Here is a 12,969-nt window from a genome sequence, read left to right on the forward strand (position 1 = left end):
ATGAACAGGCGACCGGGCGGGCATGACTTCCGTGGGGTGCGGGACGCAGGCTGGGCCCGTAGAGTGCTGGCATGTTGGGAGTCCTCAGCCATACACGCGTCCTCCGCCTGGCCGGCCTGTTCACCTGGGTCATGGTCGGACTGCCGCTGGCGTATTCGCAGTTCGAGAACCTGCACAGCCGCAACGACATGGGCGGTTGGGCGATCCTGCTGTTCGTCGCCTATCTGTCCTTCGGCACCGCCTACTACTGGCTGACCCGCATTCTGCGCAGCGACAGCCATACCACCTGGCTGGACCGCGGGCTGCTACTGCTGTTGACCGTCTCGGCGCTGGCGGTGAGCTTCCTGAGTGGCTCGGGCCTGGGCAGCATCCTGATGATGGTCGCCGCCGGGGTCATTCCCTGGATGCTGTCGGTGCGGCTGGGCGTGCTGTGGCTGCTGGTCAGCCAGCTGGCGGTGGCCCCGGTCTACTACATGCTGCTGCGCTTCCCGCTGTTCGAGGCGGTGATGCAGTCGCTGCTGTACGGCGGCTTCTCCATGTTCATCTTCGTGACCAGCCTGGTCGCCCGGCAGCAGACCGAGGCCCGCGACGAGCAGCGCCGGCTGAACGCGGAGCTGCGCGCGACCCGCGCCCTGCTGGCTGAAAGTGCCCGGGTCAACGAACGCACCCGCATTTCGCGCGAGCTGCACGACCTGCTCGGCCACCAGTTGACCGCGCTGACCCTGAACCTGGAAGTGGCCAGCCACCTGGCCGAGGGCCAGGCACTGGAGCATGTAAAGCGTTCGCATGGCCTGGCCAAGCTGCTGCTGGGCAACGTCCGCGAGGTGGTCAGCCAACTGCGCGAGACCGGTGCCATCGACCTGGCTGCCGCGCTGCGGCCGCTGACCGAGAACGTGCCCTCGCTGGACATCCAGCTGGAGATCGAGGACTCGCTGAACGTGGAGGACCCGCAGCGGGCCCACGTACTGCTGCGCTGCACCCAGGAGATCATCACCAACGCCGTGCGCCATGCCGGTGCGCGCCACCTGTGGATCAAGGTGTACCGTGAAGCCCCCGACCGGGTCGTGATCGAGGCCCGCGACGACGGTGTCGGCGCGGAAATGGTCAATGTCGGCAATGGCTTGCGCGGCATGCGCGAGCGCCTGCAACAATGTGGTGGCCAGCTGCAGGTCGAGACCCGTCCCGGCGAAGGCTTCCGCCTGCGGGCGACGGTGCCGGCAACGGTGCTGGTGGCCGCCCTTACCAAGGTTCCTGAAGGAGTGCGTTGATGATTCGCGTCTGCCTGGTCGACGACCAAACCCTGGTGCGGCAGGGAATCCGCTCCCTGCTGGCGCTCGACGACGGTATCGAAGTGGTGGCCGAAGCCGGCGATGGCCGGCAGGCGGTTGAGCTGATCCCGCAGGTGCGCCCGGACGTGGTGCTGATGGACATGCGCATGCCGGTGATGTCCGGGCTGGAGGCGCTGCAGATGCTGTCCCGGCAGGAACAACTGCCGCCGACCATCATCCTCACCACCTTCGATGACGATCAGCTGGTGCTGGCCGGGCTCAAGGCCGGTGCCAAGGGCTACCTGCTCAAGGACGTGACCCTGGCACAGCTGGTCGGCGCCATCCGCACGGTGGCCGACGGGGGCTCGCTGGTGCAGCCGGCGGTGACCCAGCGCCTGTTGTCCGGCCTGGAGCACATGCGCAACGACTTCGTCAGCCTGGATCGCCCGGATCCTTTGACCGACCGCGAGACCGAGATCCTGCGGCTGATGGCCAGTGGTTTCTCCAACAAGGAGATCGCCAATTCGCTGGGCGTGGCCGAAGGCACGATCAAGAACCACGTGTCCAACATTCTCTCCAAGCTGGGCGTCCGCGACCGTACGCGTGCCGTACTGAAGGCGTTCGAACTGCAGCTGGTCTGAGGAAAATCGTTCCCGGACAACGACTTGGACCGCAACCCCGGACCCTGGCCGGGGTTGACCCCTACATGCCGGGCACCGGTATGCGTTACCCTTCGAATTCTTTGTCCATACAAATACGCAGCCGGCAGGGAAACCGGTGCGCCAATCCCGATAAACAATGCCCGCGAAGCCTGCTAGGATTGGCGCTTCGCTTCAATCAACCCGGCCGTGGGATCGGCCCCGGAGACTCTCTGAATGACCCGTATTATCGAGTTCCTGATCGCCTTGGGGATCGTGGCTGGCCTGTTCGTCATCATTGGCGTATGTCTGCCGGGCGAGCGTCACATCACCGAAAGCATCGAGACCAACCGCAAGATGACGATCGTGTACGACACGGTCAGCAGTCTGCGCCGCTTCAAGGACTGGAACCCGCTGGTACTGCGCGATCCCGCCGTTGAACTGAAGCTGTCCGGCCCGGTCTCCGGTACCGGTGCCACCCTCGACTTCACCTCCAAGGACCTGGGCACCGGTTCCTGGAAGATCACCGAAGCCGAGGAAAACAAGCGTGTTGTGATCAACATCGACGACGCCACCAAGGGTCACGACAAGGTCACCACCTTCACCCTGGAGCCGACCGGCAAGGGCGGTCGCAACGTCAAGATCACCCAGGACTACTCGGTGAAGTACGGCTTCGACCTGTTCGGCCGTTACGCCGGTCTTTATGTCAGCCGCCAGATCGGCGACGACATCAAGATGGGCCTGTCGCGCATGGCCAACATGCTGGCCAGCGTTCCGAACGTGGACTACCGCACCCCGGAAGCCCCGCTGACCGATCTGGCCATTGTTGAAGTTCCGGCCGAAGACCTGCTGGTCGTCAACGCCGGTAACGTGGACCGCGGCCAGGACAGCATCACCAAGTCCATCAAGGACAACCAGGAGTGGATCAAGCGCGTGATGGAGGCCAATGGCCTCGAAGCCGCCGGCCCGTTCCGCATCATCACCACCGACTTCGGTGCTGAGAAGTACGCCTTCGACATCGCCCAGCCGGTGAAGAAGAAGGGTGCTGAAGGTGCCACTGCTGAAGCCCTGACCGTCAAGATCGACGGTGGTGCTCCGGTCAAGTACGTGCACGTTGCTCCGCACCGTTCGGCACATGCGGCCTACACCGGCCACATGGCGGGTCTGGACGTGGCGCGCAGCGGCCTGCGTGCCTGGGCCGTGACCTCGGGCAACGAAGTCATCGACCGTCCGTACGAAACCTGGAAGGACGGCCTCGACAAGTCGTTCACTCCGGAAGCCACGTACGACATCTACTGGGCCGTCAAGTAAGCCTCGGCTGACCCATGTAGTGCTGGACACGAAAACGCGCCGCTTCCTGCGGCGCGTTTTTTTTCATCCCGCGCCCGGCATCGGGCGCTGCGCAAGGAGCAGTCATGTTCAATGTTGAACGACGCGCACGTAAGCCCTCGCTGCTGGCCTGCCTGGGGGCGTTGCTGGCGGCGGCTTCGATCGGTCTGTCCGCCTATGCTTCGCACGGTGTTGCCGATCCGCTGGCGCAGCAGCATCTGAACATGGCGGCGTTGTATGCGTTCGCGCATGGCGCGGTGCTGGTGGCGCTGGGGCCACGTGCGCAGGGCGCGATCGCGCACCTGGCGCTGTACGTGCTGCTGCTGGGCGTGCTGCTGTTTTCCGGCAGCCTGGTGGGCGGCGCGTTGTGGCAGTGGCCGACGCGGCTGGCGCCGATCGGTGGCACCAGCATGATGGCCGGATGGGTGCTGCTGGCGATCAATGCGTTGAGGCGGTAACTGAGTCGAGATTGTCGCTTCAATCCATGCTGATGCGATCTGCACCGTTCATGGGCGTTACTTTTCTTTTCGCGCGAAAAGAAAAGTAACCAAAAGAAGCGCGCCGCCGGCCGCGAGCCGGTGCTGCGCACCGGTGCCCTGTGCTCCTCGGCCCGTCGAGGGGCGGTGCGGGAACTCGCTGCGCTCAGACGCCCGCACCTCTTCGCCCTCACCGGACCTGCGGTGCTCGGCTCGCTTGAAGGCGGACCCAACAGCCGCGTGCTGATCCGTTATAGAGGCTTCGAGCAAGGCGACCCGCTTCTGCCTGTGCTCTCTTGTTCCATTCCGTGGCGGACGCACGCGGAATCTGTCCGTGGCCGGGCGGGTGGGTTGCGCAGGAGCGTAAGCGCCATGGATGGCGCGCCCGAGCCTACAGAGACGTATTGACTGCGTCTCCTGTGCAGCCCACCCGCTCGGATAGCTCCATGGAGTTCGCCTTGCGGCCGCCACGAGGGGCTCAGCCGTTGGCCGGTCCCCAGCACCAATGCCACGGTTCGTAGACGATCCCGTGCGGGTTGTCGCGCGGGTAGCTCAAGTGGAAGCCATGCTCGCCGGCATGTGCCTGCAGCCACGCGAACGCGTCGGTGGCTTCGAACGATTCTTCGGCCGGCGCATCGCCCGGTGTGCCGATGTCCAGCGCGTGGCCGCTGTGGTGTTCGCTGAAACCCGGCGCGGCGTTGACCTTCAGAATCTCCGCCACGCTCAAGCCGCGCGCCAGCTTCCGTTCGAAGATGCCCAGCTGGTAAGCATGGCTGCGGAAGCCGGAGATCGCGTCCAGCGCAATGCCGTCCCGCGCGGCGTGCAGGCGCATGCGACGCCAACCCTGCGCGGCACCGCGGCGCAGCCACAACGGACGGGCGAAACGATCACGGCCGGCGAAGTGCAACAGGCAGGGCTCGGGTTCCAGTGGAAGGCCGCTGTCGTCTGCATAGCGCTGTGCATCCAGACCCAGCTGCTGCAGGCGATGCTGCAGCCCGGCCAGCGGCAGCCATTGCTCTTCCAACGCAGCGCCGAACGGGCGTGCCACTGCCGCGTCCAGCAGCGCCAGCGCTTCCTCGACCCCGGGCTCGCGCGGCAGGCTCGGCACCAGCGAGTGCACGCCATGCGCCAGTACCGCCGCAAGGTAGCGGCCATCGCGTTTGCGTCGCAGCACCCAGCGCGCACGCGCCAGCAGGCGTGCATCGAGGTTGCTGCGCGCGCGCAGCAGGTTGGCGGGCCACAACTCGATGGCTTCGATATTGATCAACAGCGGCGTGGTGCGGTGCATCGATCCAGCTTACTGCGGCAGCGCGGTGGCGGCCACCTTGCGCAGGGCATCGAGCAGCACCTGCGGCCGGTCCAGGCTGAGCAGCAGCGTGCTGCCATCGCTGACCGGAAGAGCGAGAACACGTGCACGGTCGGTGACCAGCGCGAAACCCTTGCCACCGCCCTGCAGGCGGAAATGGCCGGAATGGAAGCCGGGCATCGAATAGCCGTTGGTCTTGAAGCGGATGCCATAGCGACGATCACGGCTGAGATCGACCACCTCGGCCTGGTCCAGCCGCAGCTGTGCCACCGGCACACGCCGACGGTACATCGTCGAGCGCACATCCAGCACGTCACCGGCCAGTTCCACCCGGCGCCGGAAGAAGGCCGTGCCCAGCCCGATGCCCATCAGCGCGATCACCACCAGGCTCCACGCTGCGCTGCCACCCATCCGGAACCAGGGCGGGGAGAGCGTCACTTCGATCCAGGGCGCAGTGGCCGGTGCCTTGTACAACTGCGCATACACGCAGGCCACGAACGCCACCAGCAATGGAAGGAGCACCCAGAGCACGCGCAGCGGCGAGCTCTCGGCCACTTCAAACGGTTTCGGATCGCTGCCGATCATGGCTCAGGATTCCTTCTTGAACACCAGCATGGCCGGGCGCATCGGCGCGGGGATGATGATGTTGACCAGTTCCCAGCCCAGCTGGCCCTGCCGGCCCAGCTCGGCCTGGACATCCTCGGCCTTGAGTACGCCCATCATGGAGGTCTTGACCTCGATCGTCTGGTAGCTCCAGCGCTTGCTCATTCCTTGTCCTCCGGCGATGCCTTGGGTTTGGGCAGGCGTCCTGCCTTGCGCAGCGCGTCGCGCAGCACGTATTCGATCTGAGCGTTGAGGCTGCGCAGTTCGACATCAGCCCAGCGCTGCGCCGCGGCCAGGACCTCGGCATTGATGCGCAGCGGATAGGCTTTCTTCTCACTCATGGGGGCTCCTGGCGGGGCGGTGGGGCGCCCCGTTGCGAGGGTGGCTCAGTACAGCGAGCCGGCGTTGACGATCGGCTGGGTGCCGCGGTCCGAGCACAGCACGGTCAACAGGTTGCTGACCATGTGCGCCTTGCGTTCCTCATCCAGCTGCACCACGCCATTCTTCTGCAGTTCGGCCAGTGCCATCTCCACCATGCCGACCGCACCGGCAACGATGCGCGTACGTGCGGCGATCACCGCATTGGCCTGCTGGCGCTGCAGCATCGCCTGGGCGATTTCGGCGGCGTAGGCGAGGTGGCTGATGCGTGCGTCGATCACCTGCACGCCGGCATCGGCCAGGCGCTCGGCCAGTTCGTTCTTCAGGTGCTGGGAGATCTCGCTGGCATGGCTGCGCAGCGCGAGCTGGCCTTCTTCGTGCTGGTCGTAGGGATAACTGGTGGCCATCGCACGCAGCGCCGATTCGGACTGGATGTGCACGAAGCTCTCGTAGTCGTCCACGTTGTAGACCGCTTCAGACGCATCGACCACCTGCCACACGATCACCGCAGCGATCTCGATCGGGCTGCCATCGAGCTCGTTGACCTTCAGCTTGCCGCTCTCGAAATTGCGCACGCGCTGGCTGACCCGGCGCTTGCTGTAGAAGGGGTTGTTCCAGCGCAGGCCGTTGTCCTTCACCGTGCCCACGTATTTGCCGAACAGGCTCAGCACGGCCGCCTGGTTGGGCTGGACCGTGTACAGGCCGGCCAGAGCGAAGATCGCCAGCGCCGCCACCAGGATGCCGACCAGCATCAGCAGCAGGTTCGGGGAGCCGGTGCTGGCCTTGGCTGCCACCCCCAGTACGAACAGGGCGCCGCCGGCGAGGGCGACAAGCAGGGCGCCGGCCAGCGTGCCGAGGCCGTTGAGGGAAGACAGCGACTTCTCTTTCATGGCGGTACGTCCTTGAGGGTTCGAAATGAAGATATCAAAGTGATATCACATAAGGGCGACCGTTCGTCGGATGCCATGGCCTGGGTGCCCGGCCAGCTAGAATGCCCACCCGCCTTCACATTGCTGCTGGAACCGCCATGGCCAAGCTTGGAACTCCGTTGTCCCCCTCTGCCACCCGCGTGCTGCTGCTGGGCTCGGGCGAACTCGGCAAGGAGGTGGCCATCGAGCTGCAGCGGCTGGGCGTGGAAGTGATCGCCGCCGACCGCTATGCCGATGCCCCGGCCATGCAGGTGGCGCACCGCTCGCACGTGATCGACATGCTGGATGCGATGGCCCTGCGTGCGCTGATCGCCCAAGAGCAGCCACACCTGGTGGTGCCGGAGATCGAGGCCATCCACACCGAGACCCTGGTGCAGCTGGAACAGGAGCAGGGCCTGCGGGTGATCCCGACCGCACGCGCCGCACGCCTGACCATGGACCGCGAGGGCATCCGCCGCCTCGCCGCCGAAACCCTGGGCCTGCCGACCTCGCCGTACCGCTTCGTCGATACCGAAGCCGAGTACCGTGCAGCCGTGGCTGCCATCGGCCTGCCGTGCGTGGTCAAGCCGGTGATGTCGTCCTCGGGCAAGGGCCAGAGCACCCTGCGCAGCGAGGCGGACATCGCCCCAGCGTGGGGGTACGCACAGACCGGTGGTCGTGCCGGTGCCGGTCGCTGCATCGTGGAGGGCTTCATCGACTTCGATTACGAGATCACCCTGCTGACCGTGCGCCATGCCGGTGGCACCTCGTTCTGTGCGCCGATCGGCCATCTGCAGAAGGACGGCGACTACCGCGAGAGCTGGCAGCCGCAGCCGATGTCGAGCAAGGCGCTGGCGCGTGCCGAAGAGATCTCGCGTGCGATCACCGATGACCTCGGCGGCTGGGGCCTGTTCGGCGTCGAGTTGTTCGTGAAGGGCGACGAGGTGTGGTTCAGCGAAGTGTCGCCGCGCCCGCACGACACCGGCCTGGTGACGCTGGTATCGCAGGAACTGAGCGAGTTCGCGCTGCACGCGCGCGCCATCCTCGGCCTGCCGATTCCGGTGATCCGCCAGAGCGGACCGTCGGCCTCGTGCGCGCTGCTGGCGCATGGTGAGGGCGTGCCGTACTTCAACAACGTCGCCGCCGCACTGCAGGTGCCGGATACCGCCGTGCGCCTGTTCGGCAAGCCGAGCGTGCATGGTCACCGCCGCGTGGGCGTGACTCTGGCGCGCGCGGAAACCATCGACGAAGCGCGCGCCATCGCGCGTGACGCCGCCGACGCCATCGGCGTCGAACTTCGCCCGTAAAACGGTAGCGCCGGGCCATGCCCGGCGACCGCATTTCGGTGGGTACCGACCGTTGGTCGGTACCCCATCGACACCGGTTACGGCTTCACATCCATCCACACCAGGTGGTGGTCGCTGCCGTGGGCGATCTTCGCTTCCGGGCTTTCATTGGCCGGCCAGAACACGCCGCTGCCGATGTACTCGAAACCGGTCGAGGGCAGCACGTAGTCCAGGCGCATGGTGCCGGACTTCGGGCCGAAATCGCCGGTGGCGTGGAATGGTGCGCCCTTACGCTCGATGCCCTTGGCCGCATAGGCCAGGCTGGTCTGCTCGGCGCCGACGCTGCGCGGGGTGGGGTAGCGCAGCACGCGGGCGTTCTCGATCAGTTCGACGATCGCCTCATGGCGGCCATCGCCGTCGACGGGGTCGTTGTTGAGGTCGCCGAGGATCACGAAGCGCGCGTCCTGCGCCAGGCCGCCGCACTGGCCCTTGTCGTCGCACAGCCACGGCTTGTCACCCTTGGACAGGTATTCCTGCCACAGGCGCAGTTCGTCGTGGTTGCGCGCCGCGTTGCGCTTTTCCGGGCCGTCGAACACCGGCGGGGTCGGGTGCGAAACCAGTGCATGCACCACACCGGCCGGGGTCTTCACCGGCACGTCCCAATGCGACTTCGACGACAGCCGCAGCTGTGACCACACGTGGTCGTTGTAGAAGCTCTTGCCGGTGCGCGGGTCGACCGGACGGATCGCGCCCGGCATCGCGCTCCACTTCAGCAGCTGGAAGCTGCGCACCTTGGCTTCATCGATCGGGTAGCGCGACAGCACCAGCATGCCGTACTGGCCTGGGTGCAGGCCGTAGCCCCACGCATCGTTGCCGCGGCTGCGGCCTTCGCCGCCGACCACGCCGTTGTTGTCCAGGTCCAGGCCGCTGGGCACGCCGGTGTTGACCGGGGCCAGGTAGCGGTAGGCGAAGTGCAGCGGCTTGCCGCCGCCGGGCTGGGCCACTTCCAGGTAGCGTTTCTGGAACAGGTCGGCGGCGCGGTGGGCGTCGTCGAAATCGAATTCGTTCAGCAGCACCAGGTCCGGGCGCGCCTGCTGCAGCACCGCGGCGATCTTGCGCGCGTGCTCGCTGTCGCCTTCCAGCTCCTTGATCAGGCCACCGGTCTCATCGGAGTACAGCGAGGTGTTGTAGGTGGCCAGGCGCAGCGCAGCGGACGGCTTTTCGGTCATCGCAGGGGAAGTGGCGAAGGCGGGGGCGGTGGCGCCGCAGAGCAGGGCCAGGGCGAGGATCTGGGGTCGGAGGTTCATGCGCCGTATTGTGCACCCGGCCCGGTGTCAGTGGTTTGTCAGCGTCCGTCCAGTTCGTCGTCGAAATCGTGCCAGCGGCGGCCGTCGTAGGCTTCCAGCGGTCGATAGCGCCGTTTGTAGTCCATCTTCTGATGCCCGCGGATCCAGTAGCCCAGGTACACGTGCGGCAGGCCCTCGCGGCGGGCCCATTCGATCTGCTGCAGGATCGCGAAGGTGCCCAGCCCACGCGCGGCATGGTCCGGGTCGAAGAAGGTGTAGACCGCCGACAGGCCATGCTCGGTGACGTCGGTCACCGCCACCCCCAGCAGCTGGCTGGGCTGGCCATCTTGGCCCGGCAGGCGCATTTCCATGAAGCGGGTGTGTGACCAGCTGCCGATCAGGAACTGCTCGAACTCGTGCGGGCCGTGGTCATCCATGCCGCCATTGGCGTGGCGATGGGTGAGGTAGCGGTGATACAGCGCGAACAGGTCGTCGCGGGCGGTGGCGGCGGTGATCCGCACTTCCAGGTCTTCATTGCGGGCGGCACAGCGGCGCTGGCTGCGGTCGGGGGCGAAGCGAGCCACCGGAATACGCACCGCCACGCAGGCCTGGCAGTGTGCGCAGTGCGGGCGGTAGACCAGGTCGCCGCTGCGGCGGAAGCCCCAGCTCAATGCCAGCGGGTACAGGCCGCCGAGACGACGGTCGTGCGGGTCCAGCACCAGGTCGCGTGCCACCCGGTCCGACCAGTACCCGCAGGGGTGCTCGCCGGTCTGGAAAAGTCGCAGTTCGTCGTCTCTGTCGCCGTGAATCGCCATGGGCACAGCATAGCCCCAGCCTGTCGCAGTGGCGGCGACTGTCCGCCGGATGAATGGAATCGGCAGCGGCGTCAACCGATGTCGCGCCCGGGCGTTGTTGTCTCCCGAGGGTGAAGTGATCACCCCGACGCAATCCCCATCCCCAGGAGTGACCCCATGATCCGTACCCCCCTGCTGCTGGCCCTGCTGCTCGGCACTTCCGCTACCGGTATCGCGCTCGCGGCCGACACCCCGACCACGCCGGCGCAGCGCCCGGCCAAGCTGGACACCAACGGCGACGGCGTCATCGACCGCAGCGAGGCCGCTGCCAACCCGCGCCTGGCCGCGAAGTTCGACGAGCTGGACAAGAACAAGGACGGCAAGCTCTCGCGCGATGAGCTGCCGCGCTGGCAGCATGGTCGCCGTGGTGGCCACGGCGGTGAGCGCTGGGCCAAGCTGGACGTCAACAAGGACGGCCGCATCAGCCGTGAGGAAGCCAAGGCCGATCCGCGCCTGGCCGCGCGCTTCGACCAGCTCGACCTCAACAAGGACGGTTACCTGGACAAGGCTGACCGCGAGCTGCGCATGAAGCAGCGTCGTGATGCCTGGTTCGCCGCCGCCGACACCAACAAGGATGGCCAGCTGAGCAAGGCCGAGTTCGATGCCGCCAAGGGCCCGATGCACGGTGGCCCGCGCCACGGCGGCCCGCGTGACGGTGCCGCGCCGAAGCCGCAGCGCTGAGTTTCATTGCAATGATCGACGACAACGCCGGCGCACTGCCGGCGTTGTCCGTTACAGGCGGCCGCTGCGTGCCAGCGAATACAGCACCAGCGCGATGACCATCAGGTTCATCGCGATGATGCCGGTGCGGCCATACATGGATTCGTACTTCCAGTTGGTCCCGGTGCGCCCGCGCCGTGCCGAATCGCGCGCGATCATCGGTGCCATCACCCGTTGCAGCGGCACCAGGCACTGGTAGTTGACCACCCCCAGGCCCACGGCCAGTACCGTCAGCTGTGCCCAGACCGGTGTCTGCAGCAGTACCGCAAGCAGGATCGCCAGGCACCAGAACATGCCGGTGATGATGTTGAGGTAGAGGAAGCGGCGCACGTCGGCGCGCTCGGACGCTGTTTCGGTGTACGACATCAGGAAGCGTCCGCCCAGATAGCTGCCGATCGCACCACCGACCACACCGCCAATGACCGCCCCCCAGCTTTCGGCCGGCAGCACGTGCAGTTGGCCCAGCGTGGCGGTCAACGAGCCCATCGCGGTTCCGCCCGCAGCGCTGGCGCCGCCGAGGCCAAGCTTGCTGCCGCCGATGCCGACGCCGGTGCCGAGCAGGATCGCGGCGCTGGCCGTGCCGGGCGCGGCGACCAGCACCATCGACACCACGGCGGTGGCGAATGCCGCGCTCGGCGCACTGCTGCGGGCGAATTCGCCGAAGCGCTGCAGCAGGCCATCGCGCACCAGCGCGCGGGCGCGTGACAGGCGCTTGCGCACGGCCGCATCACTGAGCCCGAGCAGGTCGGCCACCTGCTGCGAACGCTGGCCTTCACGGTAGTACAGCAGCAGCACTTCGCGGCTGTCGGCCGGCAACGCGGAAATGATGTCCTCGGCGGCGATCTCTTCTTCCACCCGCTGCAGGCGGTCGGCTGCCCCCGGGGTTGGATCGGCGGCCATGCCCAGTGCCACTTCGGCCGCCTCGCCGGTCAGTGGCCGGCCGCGCTGCGCGCGCAGCCAGTCGCGGGCGAGGTTGCGGGTGATCTGCCGCAGCCAGGGCAGGAAGCTGGTCGAGCTGCGCAGCTGATGCAGCTGCTGCCAGCCCTTCACGAACGCTTCCTGGGCGATGTCCTCACTGGCCTGGCGGTCGCGGGTAATGGCCAGCGCGATGGCGGTGACCGTGTTCTGGCAGGCCAGCACGATGCGGCCATAGGCATGCTGGCAGCCGCCAGCGGCCGCAGGCAGTTCGCGTTCCAGGGTCTGGTCGATCAATGCGGCGAAGGTCGTCATGGCGGCGGCTCTCCTGCTGGGATTGTGTCCCATGACGGAGCCGCGTGCCGGTTTGTGACCGGTCATTTGTCACGGTAGCGCCGGGCCATGCCCGGCGGCCCTTCTACAGGGCGACACGGCTGCTGATGCAGGCCGCTGCGCTCGCCGGGCATGGCCCGGCGCTACCGCACCCGGTTACTTTGCGGGCTGGATCCGGACCCGCACTTCTTCCTCTTCCGGTGCCGCCTGCGGGGCCGGTTGCGTCGGCTGCGGCTGGGCCTGCGGGGCAGCGGCCGGTGCGACCGGCGCCGGGGCGCCCCGATGGCGCAGGCCGATCACCAGCGCCACGCCGGCGATGATCACCAGCAGGCCGATGCGGATGCGCCAGGCCCAGCCGCGGCCGCCGCTGGGGGCGGCGACGTCATCGCGGAAAGCGAACTCGGCGGTGGGATGATCGCGGCGGGTGGTGTCGAGCAGGCGTGCGTCGCGCAGGATCTCGCGGGCGCGCGGCTGGTCGTCGGCACGCACGATCCACACAGCGGGGTAGGCGTTGGCGTTGCCCAGTTCGGTATAGCTGAACTGGCCACGTCGACGGGTCTTGTACGAGCGCCCATTGGTCACCTTGACCTCGATGCCATGCTCGCGCAGGAGCTCGGCGACGCCTTCGACGGTTTCCACGCGCTGGCTGCTGAAAATCTGACGCATCGG

15 protein-coding genes are annotated in these 12,969 nt (G+C 66.9%); 6 read left to right on the forward strand and 9 right to left on the reverse strand.

From position 1 onward, the window contains the following. The first annotated feature begins 71 nt into the window (after positions 1 to 71). From AC13GA_RS04290 to AC13GA_RS04305, 4 genes are all read left to right on the forward strand, one after another. A complete protein-coding gene (locus tag AC13GA_RS04290; RefSeq protein WP_046985240.1) occupies positions 72 to 1,268 on the forward strand; it encodes a sensor histidine kinase in 1,197 nt (398 codons plus the stop codon). After that, the gene (locus tag AC13GA_RS04295; RefSeq protein ID WP_004148082.1) at positions 1,268 to 1,909 is read left to right on the forward strand and encodes a response regulator; all 642 of its coding nucleotides are present in this window, start codon (positions 1,268 to 1,270) and stop codon (positions 1,907 to 1,909) included. The genes AC13GA_RS04290 and AC13GA_RS04295 overlap by 1 nt, the downstream gene beginning before the upstream one ends. Before the next feature lie 234 nt (positions 1,910 to 2,143). Continuing rightward, positions 2,144 to 3,217: a polyketide cyclase gene (locus tag AC13GA_RS04300; protein WP_253078420.1), complete on the forward strand. Its 1,074-nt coding sequence runs from the start codon at positions 2,144 to 2,146 to the stop codon at positions 3,215 to 3,217. Between the two features lie 104 nt (positions 3,218 to 3,321). Then, complete coding sequence (locus tag AC13GA_RS04305; protein ID WP_046985242.1) at positions 3,322 to 3,693, forward strand: DUF423 domain-containing protein; 372 nt, start codon at positions 3,322 to 3,324, stop codon at positions 3,691 to 3,693. Between the two features lie 496 nt (positions 3,694 to 4,189). Here AC13GA_RS04305 and AC13GA_RS04310 read toward each other — a convergent pair whose 3' ends face one another. The 5 genes from AC13GA_RS04310 to AC13GA_RS04330 are packed head-to-tail and all read right to left on the reverse strand — an operon-like array spanning position 4,190 to position 6,888. Further along, positions 4,190 to 4,999, reverse strand: a complete 810-nt coding sequence (locus AC13GA_RS04310) for a M15 family metallopeptidase (RefSeq protein WP_482997587.1) — start codon at positions 4,997 to 4,999, stop codon at positions 4,190 to 4,192. Between the two features lie 9 nt (positions 5,000 to 5,008). Continuing rightward, entirely contained in the window at positions 5,009 to 5,602 is a 594-nt protein-coding gene (locus AC13GA_RS04315; protein WP_482997588.1) for a PH domain-containing protein, read from the reverse strand. 3 nt (positions 5,603 to 5,605) lie between these two features. Next, entirely contained in the window at positions 5,606 to 5,785 is a 180-nt protein-coding gene (locus tag AC13GA_RS04320) for a DUF4177 domain-containing protein (RefSeq protein ID WP_004148133.1), read from the reverse strand. Beyond that, positions 5,782 to 5,961, reverse strand: coding sequence for a type II toxin-antitoxin system antitoxin (locus AC13GA_RS04325; protein WP_482997589.1), 180 nt, complete (start codon positions 5,959 to 5,961; stop codon positions 5,782 to 5,784). Before AC13GA_RS04325 ends, AC13GA_RS04320 begins: the two co-directional genes overlap by 4 nt. Positions 5,962 to 6,006: 45 nt before the next feature. Further along, positions 6,007 to 6,888, reverse strand: a complete 882-nt coding sequence (locus tag AC13GA_RS04330) for an SPFH domain-containing protein (RefSeq protein WP_004148136.1) — start codon at positions 6,886 to 6,888, stop codon at positions 6,007 to 6,009. A 137-nt stretch (positions 6,889 to 7,025) separates the two neighbouring features. Between AC13GA_RS04330 and purT the strand changes: the two genes are divergently transcribed. After that, positions 7,026 to 8,213, forward strand: a complete 1,188-nt coding sequence (purT, locus tag AC13GA_RS04335; protein ID WP_482997590.1) for a formate-dependent phosphoribosylglycinamide formyltransferase — start codon at positions 7,026 to 7,028, stop codon at positions 8,211 to 8,213. Between the two features lie 77 nt (positions 8,214 to 8,290). Here the strand turns inward: purT and AC13GA_RS04340 are convergent, their stop codons facing one another. Both AC13GA_RS04340 and AC13GA_RS04345 read right to left on the reverse strand, forming a co-directional pair. Then, positions 8,291 to 9,499: an endonuclease/exonuclease/phosphatase family protein gene (locus tag AC13GA_RS04340; protein WP_482997591.1), complete on the reverse strand. Its 1,209-nt coding sequence runs from the start codon at positions 9,497 to 9,499 to the stop codon at positions 8,291 to 8,293. A 38-nt stretch (positions 9,500 to 9,537) separates the two neighbouring features. Then, positions 9,538 to 10,293 (reverse strand): arginyltransferase, encoded by a 756-nt coding sequence (locus AC13GA_RS04345; RefSeq protein WP_482997592.1) that lies wholly within the window; start codon positions 10,291 to 10,293, stop codon positions 9,538 to 9,540. Positions 10,294 to 10,449: 156 nt separating this feature from the next. On the opposite strand from AC13GA_RS04345, the gene AC13GA_RS04350 reads away from it, so the two are divergent. Continuing rightward, positions 10,450 to 11,013, forward strand: a complete 564-nt coding sequence (locus tag AC13GA_RS04350) for an EF-hand domain-containing protein (protein WP_253079758.1) — start codon at positions 10,450 to 10,452, stop codon at positions 11,011 to 11,013. Positions 11,014 to 11,064: 51 nt separating this feature from the next. Here AC13GA_RS04350 and AC13GA_RS04355 read toward each other — a convergent pair whose 3' ends face one another. Further along, positions 11,065 to 12,282 (reverse strand): RNA polymerase sigma factor, encoded by a 1,218-nt coding sequence (locus AC13GA_RS04355; protein WP_482997593.1) that lies wholly within the window; start codon positions 12,280 to 12,282, stop codon positions 11,065 to 11,067. Between the two features lie 174 nt (positions 12,283 to 12,456). Next, positions 12,457 to 12,966: a pathogenicity-like protein gene (locus AC13GA_RS04360; protein WP_046988009.1), complete on the reverse strand. Its 510-nt coding sequence runs from the start codon at positions 12,964 to 12,966 to the stop codon at positions 12,457 to 12,459. Between the last annotated feature and the right edge of the window lie 3 nt (positions 12,967 to 12,969).

This window comes from Stenotrophomonas sp. 22DLJC03 (genome assembly GCF_056861405.1).

Excerpts from the sequence above, each read along its gene's own strand:
- AC13GA_RS04330 (WP_004148136.1), bottom strand. The coding sequence starts at position 6,888 with ATGAAAGAGAAGTCGCTGTCTTCCCTCAACGGCCTCGGCACGCTGGCC.
- AC13GA_RS04325 (WP_482997589.1), bottom strand. The coding sequence starts at position 5,961 with ATGAGTGAGAAGAAAGCCTATCCGCTGCGCATCAATGCCGAGGTCCTG.
- AC13GA_RS04345 (WP_482997592.1), bottom strand. The coding sequence starts at position 10,293 with ATGGCGATTCACGGCGACAGAGACGACGAACTGCGACTTTTCCAGACC.
- AC13GA_RS04310 (WP_482997587.1), bottom strand. The coding sequence starts at position 4,999 with ATGCACCGCACCACGCCGCTGTTGATCAATATCGAAGCCATCGAGTTG.
- AC13GA_RS04340 (WP_482997591.1), bottom strand. The coding sequence starts at position 9,499 with ATGAACCTCCGACCCCAGATCCTCGCCCTGGCCCTGCTCTGCGGCGCC.
- AC13GA_RS04355 (WP_482997593.1), bottom strand. The coding sequence starts at position 12,282 with ATGACGACCTTCGCCGCATTGATCGACCAGACCCTGGAACGCGAACTG.
- AC13GA_RS04320 (WP_004148133.1), bottom strand. The coding sequence starts at position 5,785 with ATGAGCAAGCGCTGGAGCTACCAGACGATCGAGGTCAAGACCTCCATG.
- AC13GA_RS04360 (WP_046988009.1), bottom strand. The coding sequence starts at position 12,966 with ATGCGTCAGATTTTCAGCAGCCAGCGCGTGGAAACCGTCGAAGGCGTC.
- AC13GA_RS04295 (WP_004148082.1), top strand. The coding sequence starts at position 1,268 with ATGATTCGCGTCTGCCTGGTCGACGACCAAACCCTGGTGCGGCAGGGA.
- AC13GA_RS04305 (WP_046985242.1), top strand. The coding sequence starts at position 3,322 with ATGTTCAATGTTGAACGACGCGCACGTAAGCCCTCGCTGCTGGCCTGC.
- AC13GA_RS04315 (WP_482997588.1), bottom strand. The coding sequence starts at position 5,602 with ATGATCGGCAGCGATCCGAAACCGTTTGAAGTGGCCGAGAGCTCGCCG.
- AC13GA_RS04290 (WP_046985240.1), top strand. The coding sequence starts at position 72 with ATGTTGGGAGTCCTCAGCCATACACGCGTCCTCCGCCTGGCCGGCCTG.
- AC13GA_RS04300 (WP_253078420.1), top strand. The coding sequence starts at position 2,144 with ATGACCCGTATTATCGAGTTCCTGATCGCCTTGGGGATCGTGGCTGGC.
- purT (WP_482997590.1), top strand. The coding sequence starts at position 7,026 with ATGGCCAAGCTTGGAACTCCGTTGTCCCCCTCTGCCACCCGCGTGCTG.
- AC13GA_RS04350 (WP_253079758.1), top strand. The coding sequence starts at position 10,450 with ATGATCCGTACCCCCCTGCTGCTGGCCCTGCTGCTCGGCACTTCCGCT.